The sequence below is a fragment of the Nonomuraea sp. NPDC049758 genome (genome assembly GCF_040674635.1).
In the GTDB taxonomy this organism is placed as follows: Bacteria; Actinomycetota; Actinomycetes; order Streptosporangiales; family Streptosporangiaceae; genus Nonomuraea.
Genome location: NZ_JBFAMZ010000015.1, coordinates 231,496 through 246,501, shown reverse-complemented (window position 1 = coordinate 246,501; position 15,006 = coordinate 231,496). Strand labels below are relative to the sequence as shown.

The window sequence follows — 15,006 nt, the reverse complement described above, 5'->3', positions numbered from 1 at the left end:
CCCCGATGACGAACTAGACGTTGAAGTACTTGGCCTCGGGGTGGTGCGCGACCAGCGCCGAGGTGGCCTGCTCGGGGTGGAGCTGGAACTCCTCCGACAGGCTGACGCCGATGCGCCCCGGGTCGAGCAGCTCGAACAGCTGCTGCTGGTCCTCCAGGTTGGGGCAGGCCGGGTAGCCGAAGGAGTAGCGGCAGCCCTGGATGTTGACCTTGAGCATGTCGTCGAGGGTCTCCTGGCCGCCGATGCCCCACTCCGCGCGCACCCGGGCGTGCCAGTACTCGGCCAGCGCCTCGGTGAGCTGCACCGACAGGCCGTGCAGCTCCAGGTAGTCGCGGTAGGCGTCCTTGGCGAACAGCTCGGCGGTGGCCTGGGAGATCTTGGCCCCCATGGTGGCCACCTGGAAGCCGACGACGTCGACCTCGCCGGAGTCCTTGCTCCGGAAGAAGTCGGCCAGGCACAGGTGCCGGTCGCGGCGCTGGCGCGGGAAGGTGAAGCGGGTGCGCTCGTTGCCGTCGTCGCCCAGGATGATCAGCGAGTCGCCGTCGCTGACGCACGGGAAGTAGCCGTAGACGACGGCCGCCTCCAGCAGGCCCTCGGTCTGCATGCGCTCCAGCCACATGCGCAGCCTGGGCCGGCCCTCGGTCTCGACCAGCTCCTCGTAGCCGGGCCCGTCGCCGCCCCTGGTGGGCTTGAGGCCCCACTGGCCCAGGAACAGCGCGCGCTCGTCGAGGAAGGCGGAGTACTCGGCCAGCGAGATGCCCTTGACCACGCGGTCGCCGTGGAAGGGCGGCGTGGGCACCGGGTTGTCGGCGGCCACGTCGGAGCGGGCGGGCAGCTCCTCCACCGGGGTGCGCTGCAGCACCGCGCCGGTCTTGACCCGACGCTCGCGCAGCGGCGGCAGCGTGGCGCCCTCGACCCCGCGCTTGACGGCCATGAACGAGTCCATCAGCCGCAGGCCCTCGAACGCGTCGCGGGCGTAGCGCACCTCGCCCTCGAACAGCTCGGCGAGGTCCTGCTCGACGTAGGCGCGGGTGAGCGCGGCGCCGCCGAGCAGCACCGGGTACTTCTCCGACAGGCCCCTGGAGTTCATCTCCTCCAGGTTCTCCTTCATGATGACCGTCGACTTCACCAGCAGCCCGGACATGCCGATCACGTCGGCCTTCTGCTCGTCGGCGGCCTCCAGGATGGCCGAGACCGGCTGCTTGATGCCGAGGTTGACCACCTGGTAGCCGTTGTTGGACAGGATGATGTCCACCAGGTTCTTGCCGATGTCGTGCACGTCGCCCTTGACCGTGGCCAGCACGATGCGGCCCTTGGTCTCGCCCTCGAGGCGGTCCATGTGCGGCTCCAGGTAGGCCACCGCGGCCTTCATCACCTCGGCCGACTGCAGCACGAACGGCAGCTGCATCTGGCCGGAGCCGAACAGCTCGCCGACCGTCTTCATGCCGTCGAGCAGCACCTCGTTGATGATCTCCAGCGCGGGCCGCTGGGTGAGCGCGTCGTCGAGGTCGGCCTCCAGGCCCTTGCGCTCGCCGTCGATGATGCGCCGCTTGAGCCGCTCCCACAGCGGCAGCGCGGCCAGCTCCTCGGCCTTGCCGGCGCGCATGGCCGCGGCGTCGACGCCCTCGAACAGGTCCATGAAGCGCTGCAGCGGGTCGTAGCCCTCGCGGCGGCGGTCGTAGACCATGTCGAGCGCGACCTGGCGCTGCTCGTCGGGGATGCGGGCCATCGGCAGGATCTTGGAGGCGTGCACGATGGCGGAGTCGAGGCCGGCGTTGACGCACTCGTTGAGGAACACCGAGTTGAGCACCATGCGGGCGGCCGGGTTGAGGCCGAAGCTGATGTTGGACAGCCCCAGCGTGGTCTGCACGCCCGGGTAGCGGCGCTTGAGCTCGCGGATGGCCTCGATGGTCTCCAGGCCGTCGCGCCTGGTCTCCTCCTGGCCCGTCGCGATGGGGAAGGTCAGGCAGTCGACGATGATGTCCTCGACGCGCATGCCCCAGTTGCCGGTCAGGTCCTCGATGAGGCGGGAGGCCACGCGCACCTTCCAGTCGGCGGTGCGGGCCTGGCCCTCCTCGTCGATGGTCAGCGCGACGACGGCCGCGCCGTGCTCGCGCACCAGGCGCATGATCTTCTGGAAGCGGGAGTCGGGGCCGTCGCCGTCCTCGTAGTTGACGGAGTTGACGGCCGCCCGGCCGCCGAGCATCTCCAGGCCCGCCTGGAGCACGGCGGGCTCGGTGGAGTCGAGCATGATCGGCAACGTGGAGGCGGTGGCGAAGCGGAAGGCCAGCTCCTTCATGTCGGCCACGCCGTCGCGGCCGACGTAGTCGACGCACAGGTCGAGCATGTGGGCGCCGTCACGGGCCTGGTCGCGGGCGGTCTCCACGCAGTCGTCCCAGCGGCCCTCCAGCATCGCCTCGCGGAAGGCCTTGGAGCCGTTGGTGTTGCAGCGCTCGCCGATGGCCAGGTAGGAGGTGTCCTGGCGGAAGGGGACCGTCTGGTAGAGGGAGGAGGCGCCGGGCTCGGGGTGGGGGCGGCGCGCGACCGGCTCCTTGCCGCGCACCCGCTCGACCACCTGGCGCAGGTGCTCGGGGGTGGTGCCGCAGCAGCCGCCGACCAGCGACAGGCCGTAGTCGCGGGCGAAGGTCTCGTGCGCGTCGGCCAGCTCCTGCGCCGACAGCGGGTAGTACGCGCCGTCGGAGGTGAGCACCGGCAGGCCGGCGTTGGGCATGCAGGACAGCTTGAGCCGGGAGTGGCGGGCGAGGTAGCGCAGGTGCTCGCTCATCTCGGCCGGGCCGGTCGCGCAGTTGAGCCCGACGATGTCGACGCCGAGCGGCTCGATCGCGGTGAGCGCGGCGCCGATCTCCGAGCCGAGCAGCATCGCGCCGTTGGTCTCGATCGTCACCTGGGCGATGATCGGGACGTCCCGGCCGGCCGCCTCGACGGCCCGCTTGGCGCCGATGACGGCGGCCTTGACCTGGAGCAGGTCCTGGCAGGTCTCGATGATGAGCGCGTCGGCGCCGCCCGCGATCAGGCCGGCCGCGTTGTCGCGGTAGGCGTCGCGCAGGCTCCGGTAGGGCAGGTGGCCCAGCGTCGGCAGCTTGGTGCCGGGCCCCATCGAGCCGAGGACGAAGCGCGGCTGCTCGGGGGTGGACCAGTGGTCGGCCCGCTCGCGGGCGATGCGGGCGCCGGCCTCGGAGTACTCGAAGACGCGCTCGCCGATGTCGTACTCGCCCAGCGCGGCCAGGTTGGCGCCGAAGGTGTTGGTCTCGACGCAGTCGACGCCGACGGCGAAGTACGCGTCGTGCACGCCCTGGACGATGTCGGGACGGGTGACGTTGAGGACCTCGTTGCAGCCCTCGTGCCCCTCGAAGTCGTCGAGCGTCGGGTCCTGCGCCTGGAGCATCGTGCCCATAGCCCCGTCGGCCACGATCACGCGCTGGGACAACACTTCTCGGAAGGACGGGGAGATGCTCATGCCGTAGAGCTTATCGGCTGAGTCCCGACCGCTTATTCTTCCGCCTGTCAATTGACGCAGCGTCCAATACCGGTGGGCCCGTCCGGCTCCCGTGGCGTCGTCCCGGGGGCGGTCCGTCCCCGTTCGGGGTGATCCGCTAGGGGCGAACGAAAGGGAGGGGTGAGCGCCGTGGGACGGGGGATAGTCGCGTGGTGGGCTGGGCGAAAGGGGTGGGCCGGTGGCTCGGAGCGTTCGCGGGGAGATCGGTGACGCCGACGCCTGCTTACCGCATAGGCTTAGCGCGATGAGGGAGAGAGGAGGCGACACGTGATCGAGCTCGAAGGGCTCCCCGAGCTCGTCGACCCGGTGCTCATTGCCGCGTTCGAGGGGTGGAACGACGCGGGCGAGGCTTCCAGCGGTGTGATCGCCCATCTCGAGTCGTCCTGGAAGGCCGAGCCGCTGATCGCGCTCGACCCCGACGACTACTACGACTTCCAGGTCACCCGTCCCGTGGTGGAGATGGGCGACGGGCTGACCCGGTCCATCGTGTGGCCGACGACGCGGCTGTTCCACGCCCGTCCGCCGGGCAGCGAGCGCGACGTCGTGCTGCTGCGCGGCATCGAGCCCAACATGCGCTGGCGCTCGTTCTGCGCCGACATCATCCAGGTCTGCCGCGAGCTGGGCGTCGAGCTGGCGGTCATGCTGGGCGCGCTGCTCAACGACTCGCCGCACACCCGTCCTGTGCCGATCCTGGGCGGGGCCACCGACGAGGCGCTGGCCCGTTCGACCAACCTGGAGCTCAGCCGCTACGAGGGCCCCACCGGCATCGTGGGCGTGCTCCAGCACGCCTTCGGCGAGGCCGGGCTCGACGCGATCTCGCTGTGGGCCTCGGTCCCCCACTACGTCGCCCAGCCGCCCAACCCGAAGGCCACGCTCGCGCTGCTGCGCCGCATGGAGGACGTGCTGGAGATCCCGATGCCGCTCGGCGACCTCGACGAGGAGGCGCGCGCCTGGGAGCGCGGCGTCGACGAGCTGGCCTCGCAGGACAGCGAGGTGGCCGAATACGTCAAGGAGCTGGAGGAGCGCAAGGACGCGGCCGAGCTGCCGGAGGCGAGCGGCGACGCGATCGCCGCCGAGTTCGAGCGCTACCTGCGCCGCCGCGACCGCGACACCGACAGCTGACCCCAAGGCTCAGACCACCACACCCGTTGACCGACTCCTGGGCTCACCCCAGCCCAGGCCACCACACCGACGGCTGATTCCGGGACCCCGCCCCCATCCCACCCGACGGCTGCCTTGCCTCCGGGCCCCATCCCGGGCCAGGGCGCTCCACCCCTGCCGCTGGCTCCGGGGCCCCCACCCCATCCCGACTCGGGCTATCCCACCCGACAGTTGACTCGGGGCCCCATCCGGGCCCAGGGCGCCCCACCCCTGGCCGCTGGCTCCGGGGCCTATCTCGTCTCACGCCGTCACACCTGACGGCCTGCTCCCGGAACAGTCTCACGGCACGATCCTCCATCCCCGGCCGCTGGCGCGCGTGGCCGGATTTCGGGGGATGTGAGGGCGGGGGTTACGTCCGGGCGGCGGGGGTCGGGTGCGGGTGTCGGTGTGTGAGGGACTGGTCGTAGCGGTGCCAGATCAGGGCGGTCACGGCGGGGTCCGGGGCGAGTGGGGCGGTGACCAGGTCGGCGTCCGAGGCGGTCAGCCGGTCGTGGAAGAAGCCGGGGGCCAGCACGTACGAAGCCACCACCACCCGGCCACGGGACGTCCTGCGCGCCTGGTCCACCGCATCCGGCAGCGACGGCGTCCCCGAGGCGGCGAAGGCCGCCGTGACCGGCCGCGACAGGCGTACCGAGAGCCGCCGGGCCGCGGCGCGCACGTCGGCGAGCCCGGCGGGGTCGGACGAGCCCGCCGCGCCCAGGATCACCGTGTCGTCGGCGCGCAGCCCCGCCTGGGCCAGCGTGCGGACGAGCGCCGAGGTCAGCAGGGCGTGCGGTCCGAGCCGGTCGGCCACCAGCGCGTCCGGACGGCGGGCGGCGACCACCTCGGGCAGGTCGACGTGCACGTGGTAGCCCCCGGCCAGCAGCAACGGCACGACCACCACCGGCCCGGGCACGGCCGGCAGCACGTCGGCGAGCAGCGGCGCGCTGATCTCCAGGAAACTCGGCTCGACCCGGCACCCCGGCCGGGCCCTGCGGACCGAACGGGCCAGCGCGGCCAGCGCCCGCTCCCCCGCCGCACTCCGCGTGCCGTGCGCGGCCAGCACCAACGTGGGCAGCGCCCCGTCCTCCAGCGCGGCCCCACTCACCAGAGGGGACACACCCACCAGAGCGGGCGCACGTACGAGAGCAGGCGCACGCACGTGTACGGGTGCACGCACGACATCGCACGCTCCCGGGACATCGGGTGCAGGCACGAGGACCGGTGCACGTACGAAGGCCGGGGCACGCATGAGAGGGGGTCCGCCGGCCGGCGTCGGGCCGGGGGCAGGGGGCTGGTGGGGGGTCATGGGATGGGCTGGTGGGGGCAGGCCAGGCGGTAGCCGCGTTTGACGACCGTCTCGACGATGCCGCCCGGCCCCAGGGCCCGGCGCAGCCGGGTGACGGCCATCTCCACCGCGTGCTCGGCCGAGTCCCGGGCCGCGCTGCCCGGCAGCACCGTGCGCAGGTCGGCGCGGGAGACGACGTGGCCCGGCTTGTCGGCCAGGCGTTTGAGCACCGCCATCGGCGCGGGCGGCAGCGGACGCAGGTCGCCGTCCACGACGACGGCGTGGCCGCGCACCTCCAGCCGGTGCCCGCCCGCGACCAGCCGGGTGACGCCGTGCTCGGGCAGGTGCCTGGCCAGCGCGCGGGCCAGGGCGCCGAGACGGGACCGGTCGGGCCGCAGGACGCGTACGCCGCGCGAGGTCAGCGGCTCGGCCGTCACGGGCCCCACGCAGGCGGCCACGACGGGCCCGCCGAACGCGGCCAGCAGCGCGTCCTCCAGCCCGTCGGAGCGGGCCGCGCCGAGCATGGCGTGGACGGCGGGCGCGCTGGTGAAGGCCACCGCGTCCACCGCGCCGGAGACGGCCTGGCTGATCAGGCGGCGCAGGGGCGAGCCGTCGCGGCAGGGCAGCCACCGGTAGACCGGGATCTCGATCACCTCGGCCCCGGCCGCGCGCAGGTCGGCCACGAAGGCGGTGAGCGGCTCGCCGTGCTGCTGGACCGCGATGCGCCGGCCGCGCAGGTCCTGGGCGAGCAAGTGCTCTTTGACCTCGTCGCAGGACTCGGTGACGGGCGTCCAGTGGTCGGTCAGCCCGGCGGCCCTTACGGCTCCCCTGGCCTTGGGGCCGCGGGTGAGCAGGCGGGCCCGGCCGAGGTGGTCGCCGAGGTCGGCGGACAGGCCCCAGCCCTCGGCGGCGGCCATCCAGCCGCGGAAGCCGACGCCGGTGGTGACGACCACGTCGTCCAGGGGGGCCTGGAGGGTGAGCCGGGTGGCGGCGAGCAGGTCGGCGTCCTCGGCCAGGGGCACCAGGCGGATGGCGGGCGCGCTGACGACGCGGGCGCCGCGCCGCGCCAGCAGCGCGGCGAACTCCTCCCGCCGCCGCGTGGCGGTCACCCCGATGGTGAACCCGGCCAGCGCGTCGGGCGCCGTCTCGGGAGACCCATGGGCGAACCCGGCCAGCGCGTCAGGCGCCGTCTCGGGAGACCCATGGGCGAACCCGGCCGGCGCGTCGGGCGCCGTGTCGGGAGACCCTTCGGAAGGGGCGGTCATGCCGGCACCTCCGGGCAGGCGGGGCCGGGCCGGGCCGCGAGCGCCCGGCCGGGCGTCACAGGCGCGGGCGACGCAAGTGAGATCACCCTCCGATCCTGCTTTCGGGTGGTTTCACCCTTGGGTCTCCGCTGTTACCGCTGTGCTACAAGGCCCGGCCTTCGGGGTTGAGGGGATCCGGCGACGGGAACCGTTCCGCATGACGATCGCGGCGTTTCGGGGAGTTGCGGGTGACGGTCCGGCCTATTCGCGTGTTCGACGATCCGGTGCTCCGCGTGGTGGCGGAGCCGGTGCACGACTTCGACCGGGAGCTGCGGCGCCTGGTGAAGTCGCTGACGCTCACCCTGCGGGCGGGCACGGGCCGGGCGGGCCTGTCGGCCCCGCAGATCGGCGAGCCGGTGCGGGTGCTCGTCTACTCCTACGACGGCCGTTCCGGTCATCTGGTCAACCCGCGGCTGGAGCTGTCGGAGCGGCGGATCACCGCCGACGAGGCGTGCCTGTCGGCGCCGGGCCTCTGGCGTCCGCTGGAACGCTCCTACATGGTCACGGCGCGCGGCCGCGACATGTTCGGCAAGCCGGTGACGCTACGGGCGCTGGGCGTGCTGGCGAGGGTGCTGCAACACGAGGCCGATCATCTCGACGGGGTGCTGTTCAGCGACCACCTCGAAGCTGAGGAGCGGGAACGCTTTCTTGCCGAGGCACTGCCGGCGAGCTGAGCTCACGCCGCTGTTCGGGGTCGGTGCCGCCCCACACGCCGTGCGCCTGCCGGGTGTCCAGCGCGTACTGCAGGCAGGGCCGGCGCACGGGGCACCGGCCGCAGATGGTCTTGGCCTTCTCGACCTGCGAGCGGCCGGGGCCTTCGAGCGAGATCGGGAAGAACAGTTCGGGGTCCAGTTCCAGGCAGGCTGCCCTGCGTGACCAGTTGAGCATCATCATGCCCATCGCGCCTACCCATGCCTTCCCGCGTCATACCTGTCAGATCCCGGCTCGAATCGCGGCTCGGATCCCGGCTCAGATCTCGGCCAGCAGCCGGTCCCAGTCCCGCAGGAACCTGGGCAGGCCGTAGCGGGCCAGGGCGGCGGCCCGCGCGGCCTTGCCGGCCTGGGCGGCCCGCTCGGGGTCGGTGACGAAGGCGTGCAGGGCGTCGGCCAGCACGTCCACCCTGGTGGAGATCACCCCGGCCTCCTGCGGCACCGCCTCGACGGCCTCGGTGGTGGCCAGCGCCACGACGGGCATGCCCAGGGTCATGGCCTCGATGAGGGCCAGGCCCAGCGACGTCCAGCGGTAGGGGTGCAGGTAGGCGCGTCTGCGGGCCAGGGCGGCGTGCATGACGTGCTGCGGCAGGTCCTCGTAGGTGCCGTACGGCAGGCCGTCCACCTTCATGCCGAACACGTCCAGCGGGACGCGCTCGGCGAAGCGCGGCAGCAGGTCGGTGCCGGCGACCCTGGTGCGGCGTACCGGCTCGTTGACCACGACGCCGGCCCTGGCCAGCTCGCCGGTGTACAGGTGGCCCGGGTCGGGGACGCCGTGCTCGATCACGCGGGTGGGGGCCCGGCCGTTGTCCCAGAACAGCTCGTTGAAGTGGGTCACATGGACGATCGTGATGTCACTCTGGCCGGACAGCGGGTGCCTGGTCCGCGGGACGTCGCCGGCCGGGGTGTTGTGCTCGACGTACACGCCGGGCGCCGCGCGGCCGAGCCACTCGCGGGCCAGGTCGATCTCGTGCGGCCGCTGGTGGACGACCACGTCGATCGGCTCGTCGCGGAGCCGGTCGTAGGCCACCTCGCGGACGTTGTCCGGCCAGTCGTAGGTGGCGGCGCGCCCCCGGCCGTCGGGACCGCGGCCGGGAACGAGCGGCAGCACGTAGTCGTGGCCGCCGCTGACGAAGGCGCTGGTCCACGAGCCGTGGACGTGCCAGATGAGGATCCTCACCAGCGGCTCCAGCCCATGGCCCGGGCCCAGGGCGCGGCCGAGGCCGCCGCCACGGGCATCTCGGGCGCGCTGAGCACCCGGTCGACGACGTCGGTGAGATCGTCGGCGACCTCGGCCGCCTGCTCGATCTCCTCCTCCAGCGTCTGCCTGGTCGGGACGAGGATGCCCCGGGCCCCCGCGGCCCTGGCCGCCTCCATGTCCCGGCCGATGTCGCCGACCACCACGCAGTCGCGCGGGCTGACGTCGAGGACGGCGGCCGCCCTGATCACCAGCCCCGGCGCCGGTTTGCGGCAGGTGCAGCCGTCGGCGTCGTCGTGCACGCAGATGGCCCACGCGTCGAACGGCCCGAGCAGCTCCTCCACCCTGGCGTTCACCTGGTCCATCTCGTCCGGCGAGAGCAGGCCCTTGGCCACGCCGGACTGGTTGGTGACCACCGCGACGGGCACGTCGGCCCGGCGGAGCCTGCCGAGCGCCTCGACCGCTCCCGGCATGGGCTCGACGAGGCGCGGGTCGCCGTTGTACGGCACGTCTTTGATCAAGGTTCCGTCCCGGTCGAAGAGGACGGCCCCGGGACGTCGCTTTTCGAACACCTCTCACCTCCGTCGCGTGGCCCGGCAGCTACCCGGGCCACCACCCGGCAAACAACTACTCAGAGTGACCAATCCCGGGCGGTTACGCCCGTTTTCGCATCTCCCGAGGTAGTCGCAGGTTTGAGAGCCGCTTCTCTCGGTAGCGGTTCTCGACATCTGCGGGGGAGGAAACGATGAAGTTTCTCGGCATCAACGCGATCTTCCACGATCCGGCCGCGGCGCTGGTCGTCGACGGGAAGATCGTGGCCGCGGCGGAGGAGGAGCGCTTCAGCCGCCGCAAGCACGGCAAGCGGCCGCTGGCGTTCTCGGCGTGGGAGCTGCCCGAGCAGGCCGCCGCCTGGTGCCTGCACGAGGCGGGCCTGTCCCCCGAGGACCTGGACGCCGTGGCCTACTCCTACGACCCGGCGCTGGTGGTCCAGCGGCCGGAGGGCGACTGGGAGGACCTGCGCACGAAGTACGCCGTCCGGGCGCCCGCCTTCCTGGCGACCGCGCTGCCGGGCCTGGACGCCGGGCAGGTCACGTACGTGCCGCACCACGTGGCGCACGCCGCCTCGGCCGGCCTGGCCTCCCCCTGGCGCGACTGCGCGGTGCTGGTGTGCGACGGGCGCGGCGAGAACGTCTCGCACCTGGCCGGCCGCTACCGCGACGGCGAGCTGGAGGTGCTGGCCGCCCAGGAGCTGCCGCACTCGCTCGGCCTGATGTACGAGGACGTCACCCAGCACCTGGGCTTCCTGCGCTCCAGCGACGAGTACAAGGTCATGGCCATGGCCTCCTACGGCCGGCCGCGCCACCTGGAGTCGCTGCGCGAGATCATCCACACGACCGGCGACGGGGGCTTCCGCGTCGAGCCGGTCGACTGGAACGTCTACGTCAAGGCCCTGGCCATGGGCGAACCGTGGACCTCCGACCACGCCGACCTGGCCGCCAGCGTGCAGGCCCGGCTGGAGGAGGTGCTGCTGGAGCTGGCCCGCTGGCTGCACGAGCGCACCGGCGAACGGCGGCTCGCGCTGGCCGGCGGGGTGGCGCTGAACTGCGTGGCCAACACCCGGCTGCTGGACGAGGGGCCGTTCGAGGAGGTGTGGGCCCAGCCGGCCGCCGGTGACTCCGGCACGGCGCTGGGCGGCGCGCTGCACCTGGCGCAGAGCTACGGCGAGCCGGCCGGTCCCATGCCGGGCGCGGCGCTCGGGCGCGGGTTCACCGACGAGGAGCTGGGCGCCTGGCTGGACGTGGCGCGGGTGCCGTACACGCGGCCGGCCGACCTGGGCGCGGCGGTGGCCGCCGAACTGGCCGCCGACCGGATCGTGGCCTGGTTCCAGGGCCGCTCCGAGTACGGGCCGCGGGCCCTCGGCCGCCGGTCGCTGCTGGCCCATCCGGGACACGCGCGCAACACCGAGCGGCTGAACGACGTCAAGGGCCGGGAGCAGTTCCGGCCGATCGCGCCCATGGTCCTGGAGTCCAGGGCGCCGGAGATCTTCGGGCGGGGGCCGGTGCCCTCGCCGTACATGCTGTTCGTGCACGACGTGCGCGAGCCCTGGCGGGACCGCATCCCGGCGGTGGTGCACGTGGACGGCACCGCGCGCATCCAGACGATCTCGCCGGCCGACGACCCGCTGATGGCGCGGGTGCTGACCGAGTTCGAGGCGCGCACGGGGCTGCCGGTGGTGGTCAACACCAGCCTGAACACCGCGGGCCGGCCGATGGTCGACGACCCGCGGGACGCGCTGGAGTGCTTCGGCTCCTCGCCGGTGGACGTGCTGGCGCTGGGGCCGTACCTGGTGCGGCGCGGGGAGGTGTTCGCGTCGTGATCACCGTCGTGATCCCCACCATCGGCCGCGCCACGCTGCGGGAGACGCTGGCGGCGGTGGGCCGGACGGTGCCGGTGATCGTGGTGGACGACCGGCGGGCGGCCGCCGCCGCGCTGGAGCTGCCCGATCACGTGCGGGTCGTGCGCTCGGGCGGCCGGGGCCCGGCCGCGGCGCGCAACGCCGGGTGGCGGGCCGCCGGGACGCCCTGGGTGGTGTTCCTCGACGACGACGTGATCCCCGCGCCCGGCTGGGCCGAGGCGCTCTGGAAGGACCTGGTGGACCTGCCCGACGACGTGGGCGGCAGCCAGGGCCGCATCGAGGTGCCGCGACCGTCCGATCGGCGGCCCACCGACGCCGAGCGGCACACGCTGGGGCTGTCGGACGCGCTGTGGGTGACGGCCGACATGGCCTACCGGCGTTCGGTGCTGGAGCAGACCGGCGGGTTCGACGAACGTTTCCCCCGCGCCTACCGCGAGGACGCCGACATCGCCCTGCGGGTGACGCGGGCGGGCCACCGGCTGGTCGCGGGCGGGCGGGTGACCACGCACCCGGTGCGCCAGGACGGGTTCTGGGCGAGCGTGCGCTTCCAGCGCGGCAACGCCGACGACGCGCTGATGCGGCACCTGCACGGGCCGGGCTGGCGTCAGGCGATCGGCGGCTCGGGCGGCCGGCTGCGCCGCCACGCCGCCACCTCCGCCGCCGCGCTCACGGCCGCCGCCCTCGGCCTGGCCGCCACCGTGGCCCGCCCGTCCGGGAAAGGACGCGCGGACCGGTGGCCCGTGAGACGGCCCGTGAGACGGCCTGGCAGGTGGGCGGGCGGGCGGCTCGATCGGCGGCCCGGTAGGCGGGGCGCGGCCGGCGGGTGGCGGGCGCTGCCGGTGCTGGCCGCGGTCGCCGGAGCCCTGTGGGCCGCGATGACCGCCGAGTTCGCCTGGCGGCGCATCGCCCCAGGGCCGCGTACTCCGCGCGAGGTGTGGCGCATGGCCGTCACCAGCGTGGTGATCCCGCCGGTCGCCTGTGTGCACCGGCTTCGGGGGGAATGGAGGTGGCGGCGATGAGACGTCGCGATCCGGCGGCTTCGTGCGGCCGCGGCCGTACGAACGCCACGCAGTGCCGCGGCAAGGCCGGACGGGCCGCCCACGCCCGCAAGCCCGCGGAACCCACCACAGCGGAGACCACAGCGCAGACCACAGCGGCGCCCGGCACGCCGGAGGCGGCAGTGTGCCAGGCGGCCGGAGAGCACGGCGGCGGCCGGGGACGCGTCCTGGTGGCGCGGCTCGACGACGCCGGAGACGTCCTGCTGGCCGGGCCCGCCACCCGGGCCGTGCGCACGCTCGCCGACGAGCTGGTCTTCCTGGCCGGCCCCAACGGCCGGGCCGCCGCCGAACTGCTGCCCGGCGTGGACCGGGTGATCGAGTGGCGGGCGCCGTGGATCGACCACTCCCCCGCCGCCGTGTCCAACGCCCAGGTCGCCGACCTGATCGCCCGGGTGAAGGGCGTGGACGAGGCGCTGCTGCTGACCTCCTTCCACCAGTCGGCGCTGCCGCTGGCCCTGCTGCTGCGGATGGCCGGCGTGCGGCGCGTCTGCGCGATCAGCAACGACTACCCCGGCTCCCTCCTGGACGTCCGGCACGTCGTGGACGAGACGCTCGACGTGCCCGAGGCCGAGCGCATGCTGGCCGTCGCGCGGGCGGCCGGGTTCGATCTGCCACCCGGCGACGACGGCAAACTGGCTGTTCGGCGGCCCTTGCCGGATATCGGCCGGGAAAGCGGGCATCTCCTAGGCGTCGGCGGCGCTGCCGATGAACGCTTGTACGTCGTGGTGCATCCAGGGACGTCAGCCCCCGCCAGAACGTGGCCCGCCGACAGGCATCGGCAGGCCGTCAGGGAGCTGGTGGACGACGGGCACCGGGTCGTCGTGACCGGCAAGGAACGTGACCTCACCGCCTACGTGGCCTGCGACGCGGCAGTCGACCTCGGGGGCAGGACCACGTTCGCCGAGCTGGCCGCCGTGATCGAAGGCGCCAGTGTGCTGGTGGCCGGGAACACCGGTCCCGCGCACCTGGCCGCGGCGGTCGGCACACCGGTCGTGAGCCTGTTCGCCCCTGTCGTCCCCGCCGCTCGATGGGCCCCGTACGGCGTTCCCACGGTGCTGCTCGGCGACCAGCAGGCGCCCTGCTCGGGAAGCAGGGCGCGCACCTGTCCGGTGGCCGGGCACCCGTGCCTGTCCCTGGTGACAAGTGAGCAGGTGGTCAAGGCAGTGAGGGAGCTGACGCAGTGAAGGTCGATCTCATCTCCGAACACGCCGATCCGCTGGCGGCCATCGGTGGCGTGGACGCGGGCGGGCAGAACGTCTACGTCGCGCACCTGGCCGTCGCACTGGCCGAGCGCGGGCACACGGTCGTCGTCCACACCAGGCGCTCGGCGCGGTCGCAGCCCGACGCGGTGACCATGGCGCCCGGCGTCACGGTCGAGTACGTCACGGCGGGCCCGGCCGCGGTCGTGCCGAAGGACGAGCTGCCGCCGTACATGCCGGAGTTCACCGAACGCCTGGCCGGCCGCTGGGCGGCCGACCCGCCGGACGTGGCCCACGCGCACTTCTGGATGAGCGGCCAGGCGGCCCTGCGGGCCGCCGCCGGGGGCGTGCCGGTGGTGCAGACCTTCCACGCGCTCGGCACCGTGAAGCGGCGCTGGCAGGGCGAGGCCGACACCAGCCCGGCGCACCGGATCGACACCGAGCGCGAGATCGGCAAGCGGGCCGACGCGGTGCTGGCCACCTGCAGCGACGAGGTGAGCGAGCTGTGCGCGATGGGCGTGCCCGAGCGGCGCGTCACGGTGGTGCCCTGCGGGGTGGACCTGACGGCGTTCCGCCCGCAGGGGCCGGTCGCGCCGCGCGCGGGCGCCAAGGTGGTGCTCAGCATCGGCCGGATGGTGCCGCGCAAGGGCGTGGACACCTTGATCGCCGCGCTGCGCCAGCTCCCGGACGCCGACCTGGTGATCGCCGGCGGCGGCCCCGACGACGAGGAGGAGACCGCCCGGCTGCGCGACCTGGCCCTCGCCTACGGGCTCCAGGACCGGGTGCACCTGATCGGCAGCGTCCCGCGCACGCACGTGCCGGCGCTGATGCGCTCGGCCGACGTCGTGGTCACCGTGCCCTGGTACGAGCCGTTCGGGATGGTCCCGATCGAGGCGATGGCCTGCGGCGTGCCCGTCGTGGCCTCGGCGGTCGGCGGCCACCTGGACACGGTCGCGGGCTGCGGCGTGCTGGTCCCGCCGCGCCGCCCGCGGGCGCTGGCCAGGGCGCTGCGCGACGTGCTCGCCGACCCGGGCAGGCGCGCGGCGCTGGGCGCGGCGGGGGCGCGGCGGGCCCGCGAGCGGTACGGCTGGTCCCGCATCGCCGAGCAGACCGAGGCGGTGTACACGCAGGTCATCGACGGCAAGCTCTGCCGACTTGCCGCTCTGGGGGGTTGAT

The 15,006-nt window shown here is 73.7% G+C and carries 12 protein-coding genes; 6 read left to right on the top strand and 6 right to left on the bottom strand.

What is annotated here, in order from left to right; genetic code table 11:
- Positions 1-13: 13 nt before the first annotated feature.
- Positions 14-3,478 (bottom strand): methionine synthase, encoded by a 3,465-nt coding sequence (metH, locus tag AB0J46_RS34545; RefSeq protein ID WP_364338289.1) that lies wholly within the window; start codon positions 3,476-3,478, stop codon positions 14-16.
- A 306-nt stretch (positions 3,479-3,784) separates the two neighbouring features.
- Here metH and AB0J46_RS34540 point away from each other — a divergent pair, with 306 nt between their 5' ends.
- Complete coding sequence (locus tag AB0J46_RS34540) at positions 3,785-4,639, top strand: PAC2 family protein (protein WP_352325653.1); 855 nt, start codon at positions 3,785-3,787, stop codon at positions 4,637-4,639.
- A 388-nt stretch (positions 4,640-5,027) separates the two neighbouring features.
- On the opposite strand, the gene AB0J46_RS34535 is transcribed toward AB0J46_RS34540, so the two are convergent.
- Entirely contained in the window at positions 5,028-5,777 is a 750-nt protein-coding gene (locus tag AB0J46_RS34535; RefSeq protein ID WP_364338288.1) for a CbiX/SirB N-terminal domain-containing protein, read from the bottom strand.
- 185 nt (positions 5,778-5,962) lie between these two features.
- Entirely contained in the window at positions 5,963-7,210 is a 1,248-nt protein-coding gene (locus tag AB0J46_RS34530) for a uroporphyrinogen-III synthase (RefSeq protein WP_364338287.1), read from the bottom strand.
- A 227-nt stretch (positions 7,211-7,437) separates the two neighbouring features.
- On the opposite strand from AB0J46_RS34530, the gene AB0J46_RS34525 reads away from it, so the two are divergent.
- Complete coding sequence (locus tag AB0J46_RS34525; RefSeq protein ID WP_364338286.1) at positions 7,438-7,923, top strand: peptide deformylase; 486 nt, start codon at positions 7,438-7,440, stop codon at positions 7,921-7,923.
- On the opposite strand, the gene AB0J46_RS34520 is transcribed toward AB0J46_RS34525, so the two are convergent.
- The 3 genes from AB0J46_RS34520 to AB0J46_RS34510 form a co-directional block, all read right to left on the bottom strand.
- A complete protein-coding gene (locus AB0J46_RS34520) occupies positions 7,859-8,143 on the bottom strand; it encodes a WhiB family transcriptional regulator (RefSeq protein ID WP_357977583.1) in 285 nt (94 codons plus the stop codon). The genes AB0J46_RS34525 and AB0J46_RS34520 overlap by 65 nt on opposite strands.
- A gap of 75 nt (positions 8,144-8,218) precedes the next feature.
- Positions 8,219-9,139, bottom strand: coding sequence for a glycosyltransferase (locus AB0J46_RS34515; RefSeq protein ID WP_364338285.1), 921 nt, complete (start codon positions 9,137-9,139; stop codon positions 8,219-8,221).
- Positions 9,136-9,729 carry an HAD-IIIA family hydrolase gene (locus AB0J46_RS34510; RefSeq protein WP_364338284.1) on the bottom strand — a complete coding sequence of 198 codons (594 nt, stop codon included), beginning with the start codon at positions 9,727-9,729 and terminating at the stop codon, positions 9,136-9,138. Before AB0J46_RS34510 ends, AB0J46_RS34515 begins: the two co-directional genes overlap by 4 nt.
- A 173-nt stretch (positions 9,730-9,902) precedes the next feature.
- On the opposite strand from AB0J46_RS34510, the gene AB0J46_RS34505 reads away from it, so the two are divergent.
- Genes AB0J46_RS34505 through AB0J46_RS34490 form a run of 4 tightly spaced genes read left to right on the top strand, consistent with a single transcriptional unit; the run spans position 9,903 to position 15,005 of the window.
- Positions 9,903-11,534, top strand: a complete 1,632-nt coding sequence (locus AB0J46_RS34505; RefSeq protein ID WP_364338283.1) for a carbamoyltransferase C-terminal domain-containing protein — start codon at positions 9,903-9,905, stop codon at positions 11,532-11,534.
- Positions 11,531-12,592: a glycosyltransferase gene (locus tag AB0J46_RS34500; RefSeq protein WP_364338282.1), complete on the top strand. Its 1,062-nt coding sequence runs from the start codon at positions 11,531-11,533 to the stop codon at positions 12,590-12,592. Before AB0J46_RS34505 ends, AB0J46_RS34500 begins: the two co-directional genes overlap by 4 nt.
- Complete coding sequence (locus AB0J46_RS34495; RefSeq protein WP_364338281.1) at positions 12,589-13,815, top strand: glycosyltransferase family 9 protein; 1,227 nt, start codon at positions 12,589-12,591, stop codon at positions 13,813-13,815. Before AB0J46_RS34500 ends, AB0J46_RS34495 begins: the two co-directional genes overlap by 4 nt.
- Positions 13,812-15,005 (top strand): glycosyltransferase, encoded by a 1,194-nt coding sequence (locus tag AB0J46_RS34490; RefSeq protein ID WP_364338280.1) that lies wholly within the window; start codon positions 13,812-13,814, stop codon positions 15,003-15,005. The genes AB0J46_RS34495 and AB0J46_RS34490 overlap by 4 nt, the downstream gene beginning before the upstream one ends.
- The last annotated feature ends 1 nt before the right edge of the window (position 15,006 follow it).

Bases quoted from the DNA above. Each gene is read 5' to 3' on its own strand.
- metH (WP_364338289.1), bottom strand. From the start codon at position 3,478: ATGAGCATCTCCCCGTCCTTCCGAGAAGTGTTGTCCCAGCGCGTGATC.
- AB0J46_RS34530 (WP_364338287.1), bottom strand. From the start codon at position 7,210: ATGACCGCCCCTTCCGAAGGGTCTCCCGACACGGCGCCCGACGCGCCG.
- AB0J46_RS34520 (WP_357977583.1), bottom strand. From the start codon at position 8,143: ATGATGATGCTCAACTGGTCACGCAGGGCAGCCTGCCTGGAACTGGAC.
- AB0J46_RS34505 (WP_364338283.1), top strand. From the start codon at position 9,903: ATGAAGTTTCTCGGCATCAACGCGATCTTCCACGATCCGGCCGCGGCG.
- AB0J46_RS34495 (WP_364338281.1), top strand. From the start codon at position 12,589: ATGAGACGTCGCGATCCGGCGGCTTCGTGCGGCCGCGGCCGTACGAAC.